This window comes from Streptococcus suis (genome assembly GCF_019794555.1).
Taxonomy (GTDB): domain Bacteria; phylum Bacillota; class Bacilli; order Lactobacillales; family Streptococcaceae; genus Streptococcus; species Streptococcus suis_AB.
This window is the reverse complement of record NZ_JAIMEP010000057.1, coordinates 1-2,212: the sequence shown is the minus strand read 5'-3', so window position 1 is coordinate 2,212 and position 2,212 is coordinate 1. Positions and strand designations below refer to the sequence as shown.

The 2,212-nt window shown below is 35.2% G+C and carries 4 protein-coding genes; all 4 read right to left on the bottom strand.

Features of this window, described 5'->3' with window-relative positions; genetic code table 11:
* A partial coding sequence (locus K6V48_RS11545) for an aminoglycoside 6-adenylyltransferase (RefSeq protein WP_222369828.1) occupies positions 1 to 94 on the bottom strand: 94 nt, incomplete at its 3' end.
* Between the two features lie 32 nt (positions 95 to 126).
* Entirely contained in the window at positions 127 to 861 is a 735-nt protein-coding gene (locus K6V48_RS11540; RefSeq protein WP_000662263.1) for a class I SAM-dependent methyltransferase, read from the bottom strand.
* Positions 842 to 1,711, bottom strand: a complete 870-nt coding sequence (locus K6V48_RS11535) for a nucleotidyltransferase domain-containing protein (RefSeq protein WP_000228166.1) — start codon at positions 1,709 to 1,711, stop codon at positions 842 to 844. The genes K6V48_RS11540 and K6V48_RS11535 overlap by 20 nt, the downstream gene beginning before the upstream one ends.
* A 102-nt stretch (positions 1,712 to 1,813) precedes the next feature.
* Complete coding sequence (locus tag K6V48_RS11530; protein ID WP_222369822.1) at positions 1,814 to 2,059, bottom strand: single-stranded DNA-binding protein; 246 nt, start codon at positions 2,057 to 2,059, stop codon at positions 1,814 to 1,816.
* Positions 2,060 to 2,212 lie beyond the last annotated feature (153 nt).

The following is a 2,212-nucleotide window of genomic DNA, read 5'->3' as shown; positions in this document are numbered from 1 at the left end:
TTGCGCGTGACCCCTCAAGGGTCACAATTCGAATACGTTCATCCTGTTCTGCTAAAGAAAGTACTAAATCCATCATTTCTTTTTCTGATCTCATTTACATACTCCTCGTTTATTTTTTCTATATTATTACATCTTCTTTTTTGCCGATACAATCAGCATCATTGGGCGTCGCATTTCATCCGCCATCCCCGGAATATCCATCATGTTCTCTGGCGGCTGTGGCTCCACAATCTGATTTATTATAAAACTATTTGAAAGCAGTGTATTTAGATATGTGGTCAGTGTTCTATGATATTTTGTAACCTTTTCTTCCAAAAACATAGCTGTCCGTTTGCCCTCATAATAATAATTGTCCACCGGGAAATGCAGTATTTCTCCTTTTTCGTTATAATACCAGTCTTGTGTTCCATGAGCAGTAAAAACAGGATGTTCAACTGTAAAAACTAAATTGCCACCAGCCTTCAGCATCCTATATATCTTTTTTATTAAATTCTCATAGTCTGCTACATAATGAAACGCAAGCGAACTTAGTATTACATCAAAGCTCTCCTCTGGGAAATCCACATCTTCTATGGCACAGCATTCATATTCAATCTGTGGAAAATGGGTTTTTCCTTTTGCTACTTCGAGCATTTTATGAGAAATATCAACACCTACTACAGAGGAAGCACCGTTTTCCATCGCATATATACAGTGCCATCCATAGCCGCATCCTAAATCAAGCACACGCTTACCCTTAAAATCAGGTAGCATCTTTTTCAAAGTCTCCCATTCTCCCGCACCAGCCAGTCCTTTCTGCGAGCGACTCATTTGACTGTATTTTTGAAAAAATATATTATCATCATATTTGTTTTCTTTCATCTGAACTCTCCTCGTTTAAAAAGTTATTTATCTCCGATACAATTTCATTCACTTCATTATAAAGCTTCTCGGTCATGTCGTAGCATTCAAAAAGTGAGATACCGAGTACTTCAAAAATATGATTTACCTTCTCGGTATATTTTTCAGGTTTATGTTCAAAAGTTTCAAGCAGTTTTATAGCTTTCTTTTCGTTGATACAATAAGCATTATTACATGCAAATAACACTTGATTTAAACATGAAACTATACGAAAAACATGACCCGCAATATAATATTTATCGTCTGTTCCCGAATTTGCTTTTACAAACATTAAAGAGAACCCTGCTTCAAACATAAAAAAGTTAACTAAACTTTTCTGCAAAGCATTGGGATAAGTTTCTGCCTGTTTTTTTAATTCGCATAAGCTTTCATTCTTAGCATATAGTATTTTGCTAATCGCTAATTCTCCTCGATACATTGCACTAATATAACCATGGGGATGCCCAGTCTGATAATTGGCAGTAACAATTCCGTGCTCTGTATCTTTCATTATTTGTTCCACACGTTTAATATCACGTAAAATTAAATCCACATGATACCCGTTTATGACTAACCATCCGCCGCCATTAATCCAATCACCCCATGCTCCGGGAGGTACAACAAGGTTATTTCTATGCTCATCATCCAGCTTTGTAGCGAATTGATTAATAGTATTTATGTCAAATGATTCTGAATTGTAATAGATGCCGATATCTATATCCGAATCCTCTGTATGGGTGCCCCTTGCACGTGAACCACCTAAAACAATACCTTCTATATAAGACAGAGAGGATAATTTCTCTGCTACTGATTTAATAATATTATCTACCATCAAGCATGCTCCTTTTATCGATTCACTGCTGTAAAAATTCCAAGCCAAATCTTTTGCTTCTACTCAACATATTTATAATTTTTTTAATTTCACAAAAGATAGTTAAAACTTATCAATTGTCTTTTTATACCTCTGCTGATTAGATGAAGTCTTTTCAATAGCCTTTAAATTACCATTCATTTTGCTAACATGGTTTAAAAATAACGTTCCAAGCAGAAGTCGATCCTTTCTGGGTATCCTATTCCCCACATATCCCTTGAATAAATCTTTAACAAGAAAAACTTCGCCATCATTTAGATTTTCAGTTTCTCTAATAGCTTCTTTCAATAGCTCATTTACATCAATCATGTTGTCCACTCCTTATTAATAATGGGTCAGCCCCCTTCTACTGTTTCGGTTTGGTCAATCGCTTCAATTAATTGATTTTCCTTTTCTTCCAAAGATTGACGAATCCTTTCAATCTCTTCTATAGAAAGTTCATCCTTTAAATCATCTATTAAC